14 protein-coding genes are annotated in these 15,568 nt (G+C 48.7%); 5 read left to right on the plus strand and 9 right to left on the minus strand.

What is annotated here, in order from left to right; all coding sequences use genetic code 11:
- Nucleotides 1-29: 29 nt before the first annotated feature.
- From ADS79_RS05075 to ADS79_RS05100, 6 genes are all read right to left on the minus strand, one after another.
- Nucleotides 30-821: a hypothetical protein gene (locus ADS79_RS05075; RefSeq protein WP_049737333.1), complete on the minus strand. Its 792-nt coding sequence runs from the start codon at nucleotides 819-821 to the stop codon at nucleotides 30-32.
- A 138-nt stretch (nucleotides 822-959) separates the two neighbouring features.
- Nucleotides 960-1,436, minus strand: coding sequence for a GNAT family N-acetyltransferase (locus tag ADS79_RS05080; RefSeq protein WP_236699886.1), 477 nt, complete (start codon nucleotides 1,434-1,436; stop codon nucleotides 960-962).
- 6 nt (nucleotides 1,437-1,442) lie between these two features.
- Nucleotides 1,443-2,753 (minus strand): YheC/YheD family endospore coat-associated protein, encoded by a 1,311-nt coding sequence (locus tag ADS79_RS05085; RefSeq protein WP_049737335.1) that lies wholly within the window; start codon nucleotides 2,751-2,753, stop codon nucleotides 1,443-1,445.
- A 50-nt stretch (nucleotides 2,754-2,803) separates the two neighbouring features.
- Entirely contained in the window at nucleotides 2,804-4,180 is a 1,377-nt protein-coding gene (locus tag ADS79_RS05090) for a YheC/YheD family endospore coat-associated protein (RefSeq protein WP_049737336.1), read from the minus strand.
- Between the two features lie 2 nt (nucleotides 4,181-4,182).
- A complete protein-coding gene (locus ADS79_RS05095; protein ID WP_049737337.1) occupies nucleotides 4,183-5,274 on the minus strand; it encodes a YheC/YheD family endospore coat-associated protein in 1,092 nt (363 codons plus the stop codon).
- A gap of 5 nt (nucleotides 5,275-5,279) precedes the next feature.
- Nucleotides 5,280-6,710 carry a YheC/YheD family endospore coat-associated protein gene (locus ADS79_RS05100; RefSeq protein WP_049737338.1) on the minus strand — a complete coding sequence of 477 codons (1,431 nt, stop codon included), beginning with the start codon at nucleotides 6,708-6,710 and terminating at the stop codon, nucleotides 5,280-5,282.
- 93 nt (nucleotides 6,711-6,803) lie between these two features.
- Here ADS79_RS05100 and ADS79_RS05105 point away from each other — a divergent pair, with 93 nt between their 5' ends.
- The 5 genes from ADS79_RS05105 to ADS79_RS05125 all read left to right on the plus strand — a co-directional run bounded on the left by ADS79_RS05105 (nucleotide 6,804) and on the right by ADS79_RS05125 (nucleotide 13,173).
- Nucleotides 6,804-7,961, plus strand: a complete 1,158-nt coding sequence (locus tag ADS79_RS05105; RefSeq protein WP_049737339.1) for a DUF445 domain-containing protein — start codon at nucleotides 6,804-6,806, stop codon at nucleotides 7,959-7,961.
- Between the two features lie 212 nt (nucleotides 7,962-8,173).
- Nucleotides 8,174-9,484: a DRTGG domain-containing protein gene (locus ADS79_RS05110; protein WP_049737340.1), complete on the plus strand. Its 1,311-nt coding sequence runs from the start codon at nucleotides 8,174-8,176 to the stop codon at nucleotides 9,482-9,484.
- A gap of 176 nt (nucleotides 9,485-9,660) precedes the next feature.
- Complete coding sequence (locus tag ADS79_RS05115) at nucleotides 9,661-10,275, plus strand: DUF2087 domain-containing protein (protein WP_049737341.1); 615 nt, start codon at nucleotides 9,661-9,663, stop codon at nucleotides 10,273-10,275.
- 466 nt (nucleotides 10,276-10,741) lie between these two features.
- On the plus strand, nucleotides 10,742-11,974 hold the full coding sequence (gene dpaL, locus ADS79_RS05120; RefSeq protein WP_049737342.1) for a diaminopropionate ammonia-lyase: 1,233 nt from the start codon (nucleotides 10,742-10,744) through the stop codon (nucleotides 11,972-11,974).
- Nucleotides 11,975-11,991: 17 nt separating this feature from the next.
- Nucleotides 11,992-13,173: a YgeY family selenium metabolism-linked hydrolase gene (locus ADS79_RS05125; RefSeq protein WP_049737343.1), complete on the plus strand. Its 1,182-nt coding sequence runs from the start codon at nucleotides 11,992-11,994 to the stop codon at nucleotides 13,171-13,173.
- A 116-nt stretch (nucleotides 13,174-13,289) separates the two neighbouring features.
- Here the strand turns inward: ADS79_RS05125 and ADS79_RS05130 are convergent, their stop codons facing one another.
- From ADS79_RS05130 to ADS79_RS05140, 3 genes are all read right to left on the minus strand, one after another.
- On the minus strand, nucleotides 13,290-13,934 hold the full coding sequence (locus ADS79_RS05130; RefSeq protein WP_049738143.1) for a FusB/FusC family EF-G-binding protein: 645 nt from the start codon (nucleotides 13,932-13,934) through the stop codon (nucleotides 13,290-13,292).
- A gap of 387 nt (nucleotides 13,935-14,321) precedes the next feature.
- Complete coding sequence (locus ADS79_RS05135; protein WP_049737344.1) at nucleotides 14,322-14,585, minus strand: CD3324 family protein; 264 nt, start codon at nucleotides 14,583-14,585, stop codon at nucleotides 14,322-14,324.
- Between the two features lie 338 nt (nucleotides 14,586-14,923).
- The gene (locus ADS79_RS05140; RefSeq protein ID WP_049737345.1) at nucleotides 14,924-15,241 is read right to left on the minus strand and encodes a YtpI family protein; all 318 of its coding nucleotides are present in this window, start codon (nucleotides 15,239-15,241) and stop codon (nucleotides 14,924-14,926) included.
- Nucleotides 15,242-15,568 lie beyond the last annotated feature (327 nt).

Below are 15,568 nucleotides of genomic sequence, written 5' to 3' on the forward strand. Positions count from 1 at the left end.
GACGGTCACGCTTTTTGTTAATCAAAAACCTAGAAGGTTCCCGGGAAGATGGAGCCTGTTGTTTGTTGCCCCATTTGGCCTGGAGCATTTAACTGGCGAACTTCCTGAACGTTGGTACCGGCGAAATTAGGGGAGTACATAGACTGTGCTCCCATGCCGAGCTGGTTTTGGTATTGCTGCTGCTGAGCTTGTCCCTGATACCCGCTGCTCATGATAGAGGTAGGTGCATAGCCGCCTTGGTTCAAATGGCGCACCTCCTGAACATTGGTTCCAGCGAATCCAGGAGAGAAGATGCCTCCGCCAGCTGTGTTTCCAACTTGGTTTGTGTAACCGGTTTGTCCAGTGTAGTTTGTGTAACCGCTGTTGTTACGAGCTTGTACTTCGTGCACATTGGTGCCGGCGAAGCCAGGGGAGAAGACAGAGCCTGCTTGTGCTCCGTAGCTGGTCTGCTGATAGGACGGCTGTGCTTGCATATAACTGGTTTGGTTTTGCATGTAGCCCAGAGCCTGATTTTGGCCATAGCCGCCGTGTTGCTGCTGTTGTGCGGAATAACCAGCGTTTAGATGACGCACTTCTTGCGTATTTGTTCCTGCAAAGCCAGGAGAGAAAATGGACTGTGCACCGCCCATACCACCACCGTAGGACATGCCATATGTAGGAGCAGGAGTTCCTATAGACTGAGGGTGTCCACCGTGATTCCAATGCTGCACTTCATGTACGTTTGTACCCGCATAGCCTGGTTGGAACATGGCGCCTGCGCCCATTGCTCCTGAAATATGTGGTTGTTGGGATTGCATGATGTTGTTATTGTTGTAGGTCATGAGAAAGACCACCTCCTGACTTGTATGATTTCCAAGGAAGGTCAGGTAATGCATGGATGGACGAATCAAGAGAATTCAAATTTAAAAGAAAACAAAACGGTCATGACTATTATTTACAGAAAAGAACATGCCGGTTCTCTATCCGGCATGTTCCTGTAAATCATTTGGGTTCCAAAGACCGTAAGCGAGCCACAAGGTGGGTTTGCCCGTCGGACCGATGCTTGCTTTGACTGGCTCAAATCCCATCCCTCGAAACAAAGTGAGGCTCGCCTCGTTGTCGAGGGCTACACGAACATATAGCTTCGGTAGGCTTTGGCAAACATGAGCAGTCAAGGCTTTGCCAATCCCCCGATTTCGATAACGTTTATCGACCACGAGAAAAGAATGCCCGAGACCGCATCTGGAAACGGCAAACAAACCGACTACCCGCTTTCCGTTCATGGCGAGAGCCACACTGGTATCATTTTTGGAAAGCATTTTGGGGCTAAGGCGAGTTAACCATTCAATAGCGTGCTTTGTTATTCGCCGATCCCCCTCTTGACGGGCAAATCGGACCAGCGTGGCCTGGGATTCCGCTAACACTTGCGGTGGCAGGATCACGTATTTCAGCTTCATTTTCACTTACCCCGCTTGAACCCCTCGCCCGTTTTGCAGGCGAGATACGTACTGTGCATAGTGGATCAGATTGGATAAGGATAAGCGGCGAATTGAGGGTTCGTCGAATTTTTCAGGCTTTGCGTTGGCTTCAAAAAACCAGAGCTTTCCATCATCGGTCAGCCCCAAATCCATAGACATTTCCGCCAAATTCTCAATTTCATGATTTAAGGCTTGCGCGATGGACAGGGCGGTTTGATGAATCATCGATTCCATTTTTTCCGGATCGGATTTGAAGACGGCGTGCAGAACGGCAGATAAGGAATGGATCGAACCGCCACGAGGTACATGCGTAGTAATGCTTTGAGAGCCGGCCCGCCTGATGCCGACACCGGTCACGCCCCATTCGCCATCACCGTTTTTCTGTATGAGGACGCGGACATCAAAAGGCTTTCCACGATAGTGCGCCCGCTTTATTCCTTGTTGCATGATGTACTTTTGCTGACGTACATGGCTTTTGACATGCTTCCAGACTTGATCGAGGTTTGCAAAGCGACGGGTGACCGCTTTTTGTTCCTTCAATCGCTGGAGGCGCCAGGCATCATTTTTATATTCAATGCGCATGATTCCTTCTCCAGCCTTCCCGCGAACTGGCTTCAAATAGACAAATTGGTGCTCTGTACAGAAGCTGCGAAATCGCGGCAAGGTATCCAATTTTTGCGTGTCAGGCAGAAACTCTTTGACCGTTGTGCTGTTCTCTAGCATCGCAAAGAGCTCCTGTTTATCAAAAAAGCAGCTGTTGAACAAGGTTACATTCGGCATTTCCGCCATCTTGGCAAGCGCTTTGCGCACTTCTGGTCGCTGCTCTGCTTTTCGGGTAGGGATGCGATTGTACACCACATGCGGGAACGGCAGTATCGCTTCCTGCCACAGATTTTGCCGCGTGTTGTACAAATAGCCGCGAACCTTCTTTTTTTCCCAGTTGATGCCTTGCGGGGTAAAGACGTACACGAGCGCTCCCCATTTTGTTCCTGACTGTGAGATATCCTTGAAATTTTCGCGATTTCCCAAAAATGCTGCTCTGTCGCCTACCGTCAGAATTCCGATTAATGGACCAAGCCTCAGGGAGTTGTTCGCCATCTTCCAATTAATCCGTGTGCGTATGCGGCCGGGTTGCTGACTGGGCAGACCCGCATGCAGCCGTTTCTGATGAGAGAACGGACCAAGACTGGCAACCAGAGGTTTTGGAATGCGTTTCGCCAGAGTTTGCCGTGGTAGCTGAATGAACCATTTGCCGCTAGGGAGGATCGTCAGCCACCCGGAACGCTGCTTTAGCATGGGTGTTCCTCCTTCCTGAAAAACGGTGCTCTTCATGTCGCGTTTCGGCCTTAGAAGTTGGCAAGATAGCAGCTGTAATCGACTAACAGCTTACGGGATTCCTGGTCGGCCTGCTTTAGCCGTGCATGCTTGAAGATCGAGCGTCCCGGTTTGGAGTTTGCCTCAAACATCCAGACGTGACCATGCGTATCGATCCCCATATCCAGTCCCAGTTCTCCGAGGTCAACACCTTTAGCCAGCTCAATCGCTGTAGCGAGTCTTATGGAGGCTTCTGAGACGCGCTCTGTCATCATCGCTTTTTGCTTGCCAAACAGATGGTTGAGCAGCTCATCACCAGGGATGACTGTACCACCGGTGCGAACATGTGTCGTGACACTGCCTGAGCCGGCTACCTTTGCGGCAGTGCAGGAGACGACCCACTCATTTTGCTGGTTTTTATGAAGATGAACACGGAAATCAAACGGGCGTCCGTGGAAGGTCATCAAAGGAATCCCTTGCTGTGCCAAATAAGCGCTTACGCGTCGACTGCGGAATACATGCTGATACAGGCTGGACAGCTTGGCGAAATGCCGTTTTACATTCCCGCTGCCATTGTGGTAAGAGGCGTCGTAGCCTCCACTGTTTTGCTTCACGACTTTGACGATCCCATAGCCCAGACTGCCGTTTTTCGGCTTCAAATACACAATCGGATATTTACGTAGCAGGTTGCGGACTGTCACGAGGGAAGGAGATGTATACGTTTCAGGAATATGCTCATTCACTTCAGGGTTTGGATAGAGCAGCTGATGAACACCCCATTTGTTAAAGAAGCCCTGGTTAAACATCGGGGTATCAGGGTAGCTGGCCAGCTTGTATTTAAACTCCTGTACAGCTTCATGCTTTTCAGCAGAGCGCGATGGAATTCGGTCGTAAATAACATCTGGCATGGCGGTTAGCATCTTTTTCCAAAGATAGCCGCCATTCTTGCCTTTTCGTAAAAACCAGGCGCTTACCTGGTTGTTTTTCCAGTCCACATCGTGAGGAGAGAAGATGTAGTAAAAAACTCCTTTTCCTTCCTGGGCCTGGAGCAGCTTGTGGAAAAATGAGGTGCGCGGGCCGATTGGCTGCTTGGGATCTCTGCGTATTCCTGTAGTGACGATTCCGATTGCGGGACCGATGCGCAGCGAATTTCCCTCCTGCTTGAGGTTGAGCAGTCCACCGTGCGGGATGCTCAATTCATTTTGAAGCAGCGTGGTCATTTTGACGACATTGCTTTCAGGGCTTCGTTTATCTTGTAGTACGGTTGCGACGACTTCTTTTTTTCCCAGCATGATCGTTATTTTTTGCCGATGTCGAAGCTGCAGCTTTTGGAAGAGATTGTTCGGCAGGATGATCCCACATATGCTGGGGTGTGAAAGAAAACGGAGCCGCACTCTAGTCGTTTCCATGCTTAGTAACCTCCTACACGCTCTTTCATGAGATAGTTAGCATATCGAACAGGCTGGGTAATGGAATGAAGCTGTGCAGTCGGGTCGTCGATCATACGAAAGACAGTACGGCCCGGCCGGCTATTGACTTCAATAATCCAGACGTTTCCTTTCGTATCAATCCCGACATCGATGCCCAGCTCGACCAATCTTCCATGTGACTGCTCCAGAAAGCGAGGAAGCTCGTCGGTTAGTTTGTGGATGACGTGATCGATTCGGGTAACGATTGCTGAGGGAAAGTGTTTGCTTAGAAATGAAGCAAGAGGCACGGCTTTGCCACCTCCGTGCAGATTGGAGGTAATACTTTGTTTGTCCCCAAGCCGTACCGCTCTCCCCGTTGTCTCCCAATTGCCCTGGCCATTTTTTTGAACCAATACACGTACATCAAAAGGGGTGCCGTCCGAGGTGTGCAGCTCCAGATACGGCTGCACTAAAAATTTTCGCCCAGCGGTAAAGGAAGCGACGAATGCTTTGAGCTTCTTTTTTTCACGAATAAGCCTGCGAAAAGGCTGATTCTCGCGATTGCGGCCGGATACTTCATAACCTCCGCGGGCTTCTTTAATGCGCACAACACCAATCCCATGTGTGCCTGCCATGGGCTTAATGATGGCTGCCCCGTATTTATTCAGCGTGCCATCCAAGGCAGGTAGTGTGAGGAGATCCGTCGGAGGCAAATGAGGGGCGAGCACTGCTGACTTTACAAGCATCTGATGCACCTGCCATTTGCCGGACAGGCCGTGCCCCAAAAACGTAATGTTGCGATCGTTTTGCAACTTCTCCACAAATGGTTTATAGTGGCGGTAAGATGGGCCGACAAAACAGCGGTCGTAGATCAAGGCAGGTATAGGAAAAACATTGGATTGCCACGCGCCATTGCGGAATTCAAAGCCGTTGACCTTTCGCGAAGAAAAGTCAACCTGACGCGGAGAAAACACAAAGACGCGGATGCCGTGCTTGCGTCCGTACTGCGTCAGCTTTCTGTAATATCCTTTGTCTACAAAATGGGAGCCTTGGCATCGAGTCATGATGCCCAAGCTTCGCTGATTTGCTGTCATGTAGGTCACCTTCGCCTGTAATTCTTGCCGGTTGTTTTTCTCTTGATGCCAGATTTTGCTTTGGAGGCACGAGGAAAACCGCTCACATATGATGCATATTCAAGCATGCGAACAACGGATGGGCGTGCGCGTCTGGGTGGTTCTTCCATCCCATCTGGCAGTGGAATCGTGTTCGCCGTTTTGGAAGGCTTGCTGTTTACTTCCAGGAGCCAGACATGACCGCGTACGTCAACTCCGAGGTCGACGCCAAACTCGGCATAATGACCAGGAAGCGCCTCTTCCAGAAGAATCGATAGCTTCAGTGCCACATCTCGCAGCAACTGCGGAGAAGGTTTGTTTGAAGTCGCCCATGGCCCACAGACGCGCAGTGCATGGAGTGGTGTGAGCATGGAGCCGCCGCGAGAAATATTCGAGACGATCCGATTTTGTCCGAGACGGGCTACCATTGAGGTGACGGACCATTCTCCCGCGCGGTTTTTTTGTACCAAAACGCGAAAATCAGTTGGACGTCCGCTGATGCCGATTAACGGTAAACCTTGCTGCAACAAGTAAGGTTTGCCTTTTGTCCGTTTTGATAGGAAATGATGCAAGCCTTGCAGGCTGGAAAAGGACTGATTCATCCCCCCTGGCCTTGCGAGAGAGTAACCCACTTGGGTTCTGCGCAGCCGGAAAATTCCTTTTCCCATGCTGCCATTTGCTGGTTTTGCATAAATCGTTCGATACGTGGAGAGCATCTGACGTAAATCTTCCTGACTTTGGTAGCGAACCATACTGGGGAGATGTAGGGCTGCCGCCTCTTGCTGCTCAAGTGCAGCATGCACGTGCCATTTGTTCAGGAAACGCTCGTTAAAAAATGGGATGTTTGCGTCTTTGCATCTTTGTACCCAAGCGGTCATTTGCTCGCTTCGTTCCCGCTGACGGGAAACGAGCCGGTTGTATATGCATTGGGGGAGAGGAAGTACCTTTTGTCTCCATACTCCGCCTCTTCGCACCAGACCGCGAACAATTCCGGCATCCCAATTGACATCCTGTAGCCGGAAAGCACAGACAATCCCACCGCGTTTTCGATTGATGTCAGCCACTTCGTTGAAAAACGCAGATAAAGGGCCGAAGGGAGATTGTGGATATTGGGCATTGTAGGTAGATACTAGAATTCCTACATAGGGACCGAAAACTAGCTTCTGCTGGTCCGGGAGGTAGCGTATAAGCAGCGGAGATCCCGTGGGCAGATGAAGAGATTGGGCCAAAGATGGACGAATCAGGGTACTACCATTTCGTTCCATGCTGCCAACGCGGGCGCAAACTGTTTTGCTTCCAAATTGGACGTCGAGGGTCGAGGACTGAAGTTTCCATTTGCGCATTTGCGCTTGGGGCAGGTAAAGGTCTACTTCAGACTTTGGCTCGTATGCAACAACGATGGTTGGAACGTCAGACATGATTATCCCCTTCCCATCAGGCATGAAGTTAGTCTATGGTATGAGTAGCCAAATGGATTGGTGCCATGCACAGAAGAGAGGTTGTTAGTATTTATGAACTTATGGGTAATTTTATTGAACATTGGAGTAGGCTCCGTGATTGGAGGAGTGACCAATGAGCTGGCGATTCGGATGCTTTTCCGACCGCTCAAGCCTTGGTACATCGGGAGATGGCGCGTTCCTTTTACGCCGGGATTGATCCCTCGCAGGCGCGACGACATCGCGATACAAATGGGCAGATTAGTGGAAGAGCATTTGTTGACGACGGAAGGTATCAGGCGTTCTCTTGCCCAGAGCGGACTGGAAAATACGCTGGCGGGCTGGATGAGGAATGTCGCGGATGATTGGATGTCGGACGAGCGGACACTTCGCGAGGTGTTGCAAAAGACAATGCCTGATTCCTTTAATGAAGCGGGAGGCTGGAGCGATCGTATTCGTACTCCTGTCCAGCTGCATTGGCAAGCCTTTATCGACCACACACTCTATCAATATGAACAAAAGACATTGCGAGAGCTGCTCCCGGAAAATGGGGAAAAACGTCTTGAGGATACAATCGGTACCGTGAGCCAGCTGCTTTTGACTCGTTTTCGCGAGTACCTGCATTCCCCTGAGGGACATCAGACTTTGCAAAATATGGTTCGAGGCATGCTAGGCGGAGGCGGGGGAATGTTTGGCGGTCTCGTCGGCATGTTCCTTGGTGATGACAAAATTTTGGGCAAGCTGCTTCCTCACTTGGACGAGATTCTCCAGCGGCCGGAGCTCGCGGAGCGAATCCATCAGTTTTTGCAGGCGGAGGCGGACAAGCTGCTTGATAAAAACGTAGGCGATGTTGTTGCTTGGCTTGGGCGTGAACAGGTCAACGAATGGGCGAACGCGATTTTTGCCAAGTTCGAAGAAAAAAGCATCCAAATCGTGGACAAGCCGATGTCTAGTCTGACTGCACCGTTCAAGGAGAGTGTGACCACCCAGTTGATCCCGCGGGTAGCGAGCTGGATGGTAGATACGCTACAGAAAAATGTGGAACGCATCTTTCAACGTCTCGCAGTACGCGATATTGTTACAAAACAAGTAGAAGGATTTCCAATTGAAAGAATAGAAGAAATGGTGGTAGGCATTTCAGGAAAAGAGTTTCGGATGATTACCTTCCTAGGCTTTGTTCTTGGCGGGATTATCGGGCTTGTACAAGGCTTGCTGGCAGGCTGGTTAAGTTAGTAAAACTGAAAAGAAACTGTAAACCGTCTGTAATATTCCTGTAATATTCCAGGGGTAAGATAAAAGCACGATGAAAACCCCCTTAATGATATACTTTCTGATTAGGTAGCTTGAAAAAGCTACCCTTTTTTTTTGTCTCGCCTTCGGGTATATTGATCGAAGGAGCGGGAGTATAAGGAACGGCTGAAACAAGTGGAAGGGGGAAGGGCAAGATGGCAACCAAGCATGAACAAATCTTGCAACATATTGATCGCCTTCCGATCGGTTCGAAGATTTCCGTGCGGCAGATCGCCAAAGACCTGGATGTAAGTGAGGGTACGGCATACCGTGCGATCAAGGAAGCGGAAACACAAGGATACGTCAGTACGATCGAACGTGTCGGAACAGTGAGGATCGAGAAGAAGCAGAAAGAAAATATAGAGCGGCTTACGTTCGCGGAGGTCGTCAATATCGTCGACGGTCATGTATTGGGCGGACGGGAAGGACTGCACAAGACATTAAATAAATTTGTCATAGGCGCGATGCAGCTGGAAGCGATGATGCGCTATATCGATGCAGGCAGTCTGTTGATTGTAGGGAACCGTTATCAGGCCCACAAGATTGCCTTGCAGCAGGGAGCAGCTGTACTTATTACGGGAGGCTTTGATACGAGCGAAGAGATCAAGCAGCTGGCAGATCGACTCGCGCTCCCGATTATTTCATCGAGCTATGACTCCTTTACGGTCGCTTCCATGATCAACAGAGCGATATACGACCGCTTGATTAAAAAAGAAATTGTCATGGTAGAAGACGTATTGAAGCCATTGGCTGAAACACCCGTGCTGTTAACCTCCGACTCCGTTGCCAAGTGGCATCAATATACAGAGCTGTATCAAGATACGAGATTTCCTGTTGTTGACGAACAGATGCGCCTGATCGGGATTGTCACCTCCAAGGACATCATCGGTCATGAGGAAACAGCGACGATTGATAAAGTGATGACGAAAAATCCGATTACGACTTCACCGCGTGTCTCCGTAGCATCCTCTGCGCACACGATGGTATGGGAAGGAATTGAATTATTGCCCGTCGTTGATAATCATCGCAAGCTGGTCGGTGTTCTGAGCCGCAACGATGTATTAAAAGCGCTGCAATTTACGGCGAAGCAGCCGCAAATGAGCGAAACCTTCCCGAACCTGATCATGTCTCATTTCCGCGAAGAGCGGCAAGCCGATGAGGTTGTGTATTTAGGAGATGTAAGTCCGCAGATGACCAATCATCTCGGTACGATTGCGAGTGGAATCATGACGACCGTTATGGTTGAGGCAGCCTGTAATCTTTTGCGTCTGCATAAAAGGGGCGATATGATGCCAGAAAATATTATGGTCTATTTCCTGAAGCCAGTTCAGATGGAGAGCCATATCGAGGTGCAGCCGCGTTTGCTTGACATCAGCCGTCGCTTTGGAAAAGTAGAAGTTTCTGTGTACCATGGCGAGCAGCTGGTTGGGCAGGCAATGGTTACGGCACAAATTATTGAGCGATAGTTTCAAAAAAAGAGCAAAGGTCATTCAGCGAAAGGAAGAGTACTTCGCTGGCTGGCCTTTTTATTTTGGCGTGAGCACAACAGAGGATAGCGGCATTGACATGACGATCCTGTTCGGATACGATCTTATTAGAAAGGTATCTAATTAGTTTGTTCGTGGAAATGGAGGAAACAGCCTTGCAATTAGATCAACTCGTTACTTTTTATAAAGCGTTGGGTGATCCGACACGCGTGCGCATTCTGGCTATTTTGGCAAACGGGCCATTACACGGACAGGCGCTGGCTGGCAAGCTTGGAGTGACACCTCCAACGATTACCCATCACATGGCTAAGCTGCGCGAAGCAGGTGTTGTTTATGAACGGCGCGATAAAAACACCATTTACTTTTATTTGCACGAAGCCAACATGAAGGGGCAATCTGGGGCCATCCTGCATGTACTGGAAAAGGCGAAAGAGAACGCTGACGATGATTTGCTTGTAGACAGTACAGATGTGGAGGAGAAGAAAACACAAATGGCACTTGAAAAAATGCAGGTCATTCGCAGCTTTATTACGCCAGAGGGCAAGCTGAAGCAAATTCCGGCTCAGCGCAAGAAAAAGCTGATTGTTTTCGAACACATGGTACGCGGATTGGAAAAAGGGCGGAAGTACGCTGAAAAAGAGATCAACGAATACATCAGGCAATTCCATGATGATTACGCGACGATCAGGCGGGAGTTCATCATGAATCATTACATGTATCGAGAAAATGGGATCTACGAGTTGAACCCGGAGAACATGTGGGCCAAATAAAGCGGCGCTTGCTCGTATACGGAATTTTATGTATAAAAAAGGACAACCTTCGGCACTACGCTCAGGTTGTCTAAAGAATTAGAATGTCACACAAAGATTATTATAGGACGGTGCTGCCAGGGAAGCTAGAATAAACAGCTGGTAGCAGAGGCGAAAGCTGGTAGTCCGAAAATATTGATAAAAGTCTCAAAATGATATTCGTGTCAATTTGAGACTTTTCTTCGCATAGCTTGCGATTTCCAGGTTTCAGGATCGTAATTCAGTCACTGGGTATCATTTTGATACCTGGATGGCTGTTTTTTTATTTTCTAGACGTGAGCTAAACGATGAAGGGACAACAGATCGCAACACCTAAACATACGTCAACAGAAGTGGAGCTTGTCTTTTCCTCGCATGAAGCGACTCTGGCATGGTTTGTGCAAAACAAAAAAGGGAGACGAGGGTGCACAGCAAAGGAGGAATGACCATGCAATCGCAAGTCGTTGGCGAGGTGAAATGGGCGAAAAACAAGTTCCACTCCATCGGATATAACGAAGAGGAGCTATCGATCTTTGCCAAAAGCGAAATACAAGGTGTCCATGCCTTTCAGCAATCACACAGCGCGTATACCAAAACGCCGCTGCATCAGTTGAAGCATTTAGCAGAGCATTTACAGGTAGCAGATATCCGGGTAAAGGACGAATCGTATCGATTCGGGCTAAATGCATTCAAAGTCATGGGTGGTATCTACGCTATCGGCAAGTATGTGGCACAGCAGCTGGGAGAGAGGGTGGAAGACTTGTCGTTTGAAGCCTTGCAATCTCCCCGTGTAAAAGACAGGCTTGGCGAAATCACGTTCATTTCCGCCACTGATGGAAATCATGGGCGCGGGATTGCCTGGGCAGCCAGAGAGCTCGGGCAAAGGTCCGTAATCTATATGCCCAAAGGCTCGTCCAGGCAGCGTCTGATGGCGATTCAAAAAGAGGGCGCTGATGCAGATATTACCGAGTTCAATTACGATGAAACCGTCAGAATGTGTGCGGACCTCGCGGAAAAGAACGGCTGGGTCATGGTACAGGATACAGCATGGGAGGGCTATGACGAAATCCCGCTGTGGATTATGCAAGGATATGCATCGATGGCCAAAGAGATCGAGGAGCAATTGCTGGTGAGCGGTGGGAATCCGCCGACGCATGCTTTTCTTCAGGCGGGAGTCGGTTCCTTCGCAGCCGCAATTGCAGGGTATCTTGTATATGCATATCGTGACAATCCTCCTGTCATACTCATCGCAGAGCCGGATCAGGCAGACTGCTATTATCGGTCATTCGCTACTGAGGACGGAGGACGGGAAGTAGTTAGCGGAGAAATGAATACGATTATGGCAGGACTTGCATGTGGGGAACCAAACACGAGAGCGTTTCGCCTTCTGAGTGGGTGTGCGACTGGAGCTTTTTCATGCCCCGATTCCATCTCTGCACTCGGCATGAGAGTGTATGGCAATCCACTGGGGAGCGACCCCCGCGTAATATCAGGAGAATCAGGTGCAGTAACCTTGGGCCTGCTCTACTATTTACGCAAGCGATCGGCTGATCCCATGCTATGCTGCGAGCTTTCACTGGATACGAGCTCTCGCATACTGTTGATCAGTACGGAGGGAGACACAGACCCGCAGCAATATCAAAAGATCGTATGGGAAGGACACTACCCAGCGTACACATAGAAAAGGAGTGAGAAGCGATGGAACAGCTAAATAGCCTGAATGTGATTTTGAAAGAAACGGAAAATGAACTGATCTCCTTTACCCAAGAGTTGATTAGAATTCAGAGCTACTCCGGCCTTGAACGAGAAATTGCTGCGTGCATTGAGCAAAAAATGCTTGAGCTCGGGTTTGATGAAGTGTTTATTGACGCAATTGGAAATGTTGTTGGGCGAATCGGAAACGGCGAAAAGGTGATCATGTTCGACTCCCATATGGATACAGTAGAGGTAAATGACCCGGAAGCATGGGAGGTGCCGCCCTTTAGCGCAGAGATTGTAGGGGGAAGACTTTACGGCAGAGGCTCCGTTGACATGAAATCGTCGATCGCTGCATCCATTTATGCGGCCGCCCTAGCAAGACAAGCAGGCTTTTGTGAAGGGAAAACGATTTATGTTTCATGCACGGTCGATGAAGAGTATTGCGATGGCGAAAATTTGAGGCATTTATTCAGAGAGCGCGAGATCAGGCCCGACTACATGGTGATTTGTGAGCCGTCCAATAACAAGATTACGCTCGGGCATAAAGGCAAGGCGCAAATTGTCATCAAGACAAAAGGTGTCTCTGCTCATGGCTCCGCTCCGGAAAAAGGCAAAAACGCGATCTATGAAATGGCTGAAATCATTCAGCGAGTAGAACAGACGAATACGGAGCTGATGAAAAGAGAAGGTCCAAGAGGCACGCTGGTGATGTCTCGAATATCCAGTGTCAGTGCTTCGCTGAACGCAGTTCCGTCGGAATGTGAGGTGTATTTGGACCGGCGCTTGGTACTGGGAGAAACCGAGGAGACGATCAAAAGCGAAATGGACAGAATTATTCAAGGCAAGGAAGCAGCTTGGGAAATCGGGACACTGCGCCGTAAAAGCTGGACGGGTGTCGAGATCACGTACGATCCTTTTCATTTGCCCTGGAAAATCGATGAGAAGCATGAGCTGACCCAAGCGTGCAATGCAGCTTTTGTCCAGACCTTTGGCAGTGAGCCGCAGGAGTATGATTTTTGGGACTTTGGAACAAATGCCGTAACGCCTGTCAGCATGGGCATCCCGACTATCGGATTTGGTCCTGGCGATTACAAGCTGGCGCATATGACCAATGAGAGCTGCGAAGTGAAACAAATTGTAGAGGCCTGCCATTTTTATACGACGCTCATACGTGAAGTGTAAAACGGCAGAATCATAAAAAAACGGCGTAACAGAACTGTGGTCAGTTCGTACGCCGTTTTTGCATAGAGGACTTGCTGCAAGCTTCTTCCAGCAGAGTGACAACCACGGCTTCCCACCTACTTTTGGAGCTGCATGGTGTGGGCAAAATCGTGCAACCTGCCAAGCTCTGTGATATTTCGATTGCACTGGTGGCTATCCTCGCAAATGTAGTTGCCTTTTTTCAAATAGGTACCATCACCGGACGCTTTTATATCCGCAATAAACATACCCAAATCGGCAAAGCTGTTACAAATCGCACAAACTCCTTTTTTGTTGATGCTTGAAAAGGTCCCGTGCAGGCCGATCAGCTTGTTATCCAGATGAGTGACGATGTACTTTCTGGAGGAGCCTTCATCAAACCAGCCCAGGTAAGAAAGCTCCTTCCAATCGATGTCGTCAGCTTTTGGCACCTTCAGCTTTTTCACTTTCGGAAATAGCTTCTTCAGGGTTTGCTCCGTCACGCCTTTAAACGGGATAACGCAGGGAGACAGCTCTGCAAGCAGTTTTTTCGCCTCAGCTCGATCCTCAATGTGATGAATGGGGCTCAGAAGCTTCTGTTGCTCCTCGGTCAGTTCCGGAAATAGCTGGAACACTTTTTCTTTTGCCATATCTTTTAGCGCATTGAGTACGGAACGATCACTACTGTTTGCATAACCATTGATCAGGGCCTGTGTTTGCGCCTTGATAAAGTTATATTCGTGACTTTTGATAAACGGTTCCATGATAATCACCTCTGTCTTTCCTGTTCTTATTTTAGCCTGAGCGTGGGTGGAGAGGAAATGTAGAGGATGAGTCGGAAACAAACTCGCCATACTGGGGAGGGAAAAGACCCCCGACGGAGCGCTGGTGTGGTGGGAGGAAAAAGGAGAAAACACTTCAGCTTCTTGGGACTTAGCGTTGGGGTCATCCCTGTTCGGCTTCACTCCAAAAACGAAACTCGCGTCCAAAGAGCTGGCGCTTATTTCTCCTTTTTCCTAGCAAACTCTTGGTGTCCGCCAGCGTTTTTTAAGGCTTTAGAACAATTAAAAACATAAAAAAACGCGTTCACATAAAAGCAGCACCGACAATCTGTGATTTCAGATCATCTGTGCTGCTTTCGTTTGCCGAAATTATTTGGTATAAACAATTTTCTTGATCGTTTCAATGGAGAGGAAGTAGTCCTCAGCCAATTGGGCGATACTGCTGCCGTTTTGAAACAAATGCTTGATTTTGCGATTTCTGTCATCAAGTAGCTTTCTTCCTCCAGAACGTGTACCCCATTTTTGATACGTTGCCTCTGGCTTTGGTATATAAATGGCTTCGCCTTGTACATACTTTTGAATTTCAGCGATCAGTGTTTCAGGCAAAATAGCGGTTGCTTTTACATATTTCACTTCTGCCAGCTCCTTATTCTCGAGTAAAAAAAGAAATAAGGTGCAAAGCCGTCAGAAATAGAAATGAGATAAGCTCACGTAGGCGATGATATGGTCAATCTCCGCCTCATGCAAAGTATCGCCTCTCTAAATCCTAGGCTTTGCATGAGACGCTGCAGTATCTGGCAACCCAGAATTCGTTACCAATGGATGCACCCCCTCAAAATCCGTGTATGCTCTGTATTATAAAAGAAATGAAGGATGATTACATCTTTGCTGCAGCAAAAAGGTAAAAGAAAAAAATGGCGTGCAAACGAATAAGCCCGTTCGCACGCCATTTTATTTATTCTCACCTTGCATTAGGTCAGCTTTTCTTTATTCAGCTCTGCCTGCCAAGCCGTGCGGTAACGAAAATAATTGCGGGTTCCCAAAAACAGATTGATGACACCGACAACGAGCATGATCAGGGCAACGACGATCCGAATTGTATCCAGTGACTCAAAAGTGAACTGATTGAGGCCAAACAAAGTAACCAAAACACCCAAAGCGACGTTCATTTTCCCCAGCGTCATGCGGGATTCCAGTGGATGGACACCTCGTCTGCGGGCATGCATGCTGAAATAGACACTGGCAACCAGTGAAGCGAGAACGCCGGTCAAATAAATAGCTGACCACATAAACGGATTCATCCTCTCTTGCAATCTCGTATTATCCTACCAAAAGAGGGGGAGAATGGTCAAATGATCCAAGGAACATTCGTTCTTATTTCTCCATACTCGTTGCTTTTTCCGTTATAATAAAGAAGAGAGATAAAAAAACCTCTATCGAGGCCAGCTCACCGAGGAACGACCGCGTTTTAGCGGAAGGTTTTTATGCGTTCCGGAAAGTTTAAACAAGGACGCTTTAACACTGTGAAGTACTTGAACTTTCCTATACGTTTAGAAAACCTGGCTTCGCCCTGCCTTTTGGCGGTGCCGCGGTTATACTTATATTGGATAAGAATT

This window comes from Brevibacillus reuszeri, from assembly GCF_001187725.1.
Taxonomy (GTDB): Bacteria; Bacillota; Bacilli; order Brevibacillales; family Brevibacillaceae; genus Brevibacillus; species Brevibacillus reuszeri.